General features: G+C 41.4%; 4 protein-coding genes. 2 read left to right on the top strand and 2 right to left on the bottom strand.

The window, feature by feature from the left end; all coding sequences use genetic code 11:
* Both F6K49_RS46980 and F6K49_RS46975 read right to left on the bottom strand, forming a co-directional pair.
* On the bottom strand, window positions 1-546 hold a 546-nt coding region (locus F6K49_RS46980), incomplete at its 3' end, for an ABC transporter substrate-binding protein (RefSeq protein WP_293109365.1).
* Entirely contained in the window at window positions 528-725 is a 198-nt protein-coding gene (locus tag F6K49_RS46975) for a hypothetical protein (RefSeq protein WP_293109362.1), read from the bottom strand. The genes F6K49_RS46975 and F6K49_RS46980, both read right to left, overlap by 19 nt.
* A 173-nt stretch (window positions 726-898) precedes the next feature.
* Here F6K49_RS46975 and F6K49_RS46970 point away from each other — a divergent pair, with 173 nt between their 5' ends.
* Window positions 899-1,114, top strand: coding sequence for a hypothetical protein (locus tag F6K49_RS46970; protein WP_293109360.1), 216 nt, complete (start codon window positions 899-901; stop codon window positions 1,112-1,114).
* Window positions 1,115-1,191: 77 nt separating this feature from the next.
* Window positions 1,192-1,551: a type II toxin-antitoxin system VapC family toxin gene (locus tag F6K49_RS46965; RefSeq protein WP_293109358.1), complete on the top strand. Its 360-nt coding sequence runs from the start codon at window positions 1,192-1,194 to the stop codon at window positions 1,549-1,551.
* Window positions 1,552-1,639 lie beyond the last annotated feature (88 nt).

Genomic DNA, 1,639 nt, shown 5'->3' with positions numbered 1-1,639 from the left:
TGTCCACTCGATGCAAGCAACAGTAGGGCGGTGATTTTCCGACATTTCCTGTGTCTTTTGCTTACAGGTTTCGACACGAGACTGTAATTGGTTCAGTAGAGAGTGTGACTCTACTCCCAGGATGGTAGCAACTCGCTCAATATCTGCCCAAACTTCAGTTAGCAAGTTTGGCTGCAAGGAAATTATCTGAGGCTGGCTATTAGTAAGGTTCGCAACTGCTTTCTCCACCACATCGAAGTTGACAGCACAGACATCACATTGATCTTGAGTAACAATGTGGGTTGGTTGCAGTTGTTCTAAAACATCAGTTTTTACTTGGTAAATACTCAAGGCACGTTTTACCAGATTGTTTATATCATCATCAATCTCAGCACTAGGTTTATTGCTATTGATTTGAGCCTCGGTGCAGACAGGTTGATTTTTGATGGTTGCGGGATAGTCGCATTCGTGGGATCGCCCCACAATGGCATCAGCTAATCCTAAAGCTGCCACAATTTCCGTGGCACTGGGGAGCAGAGTAACAATTTTCAGGTTTTGTGAAAGCATAGTTTAGATGTTGATAAGTTCAGGAGATAAATAGTCAATAATAGGGAACAGGGAACAGGGAACAGGGAACAGGGATTAGTGCGATCGCATCTCTTGTAGGGTGCGTTAATGAAATGTAACGCACCATCTATAGCAGAAAATGTAACGCACCATCTATAGCATGAAATGTAATGCACCATCTATTTGCATTACTCAAAATAAACGAGTATATAATACAATGAATGGCATCAAAAAACAAGTGCTTACGCCGACATTGTAGATTCGGTTGAGGGAACAAAACCCAACAAATCAGTTTATTATTATGTTATATTGAATTATATTATAACGATAAACTGATTAACGAAAAACTCAAATGACAATCAACACTTCCCTAGAGGAAAGGCTAACAGCCATAGAGGCTGCGATCGCGCAGTTACAGAAGCAAGTTTCGACCCCCCAGCCGATGAATTGGCTACAACAAATTACAGGCTCTTTTAAAGATGAACCGGCATTTGAGGAGGTGCTGGCTTATGGACGAGCCATACGCCAAGGCGATGAATCTATCCTCGAAGCGCAAGACGAACCATGAAATATTTGTTGGATACGGATCATCTAAGCATTATTCAGCGGAGAACAGGAAAGGATTACGATAACCTTTTGAGACGTATGAATCGCTATCCACTGTCGGATTTTGCAGTATCAACAGTAACATTTCATGAGCAGATGCTAGGCTGTCACGCTTATATTAATCGGGCTCGTAACACCAATGATGTAGTAAAAGGTTATGAAATGATGGTACGACTCGTCAGCGACTTCAAGGTATTACCCCTGGTCTCGTTTGATGCGGGTGCAGCTTTGAGATTTAATCAATTACAATCCCAACGAATTCAACTGGCAAAGATGGATGCGCGAATTGCTGCCATTGCACTATTTCGTGACTTGGTTTTGTTAACTCGTAATCATCAAGATTTTGATAAGGTACCAGGATTATTGCACGAAGATTGGACTGTTGAAAATTTGACATAAAATGCGTACGCTTTTGTAGGGTGGGCAAATAGACATGATTCCTAATTAAATTGTCAAACTTTCAATATTTGCCCACCCTACCATGCTA

The organism is Moorena sp. SIO3I6 (assembly GCF_010672095.1).
Note: the sequence above shows the minus strand (reverse complement) of the source record. Positions and strands in the feature narration are given on the sequence as shown.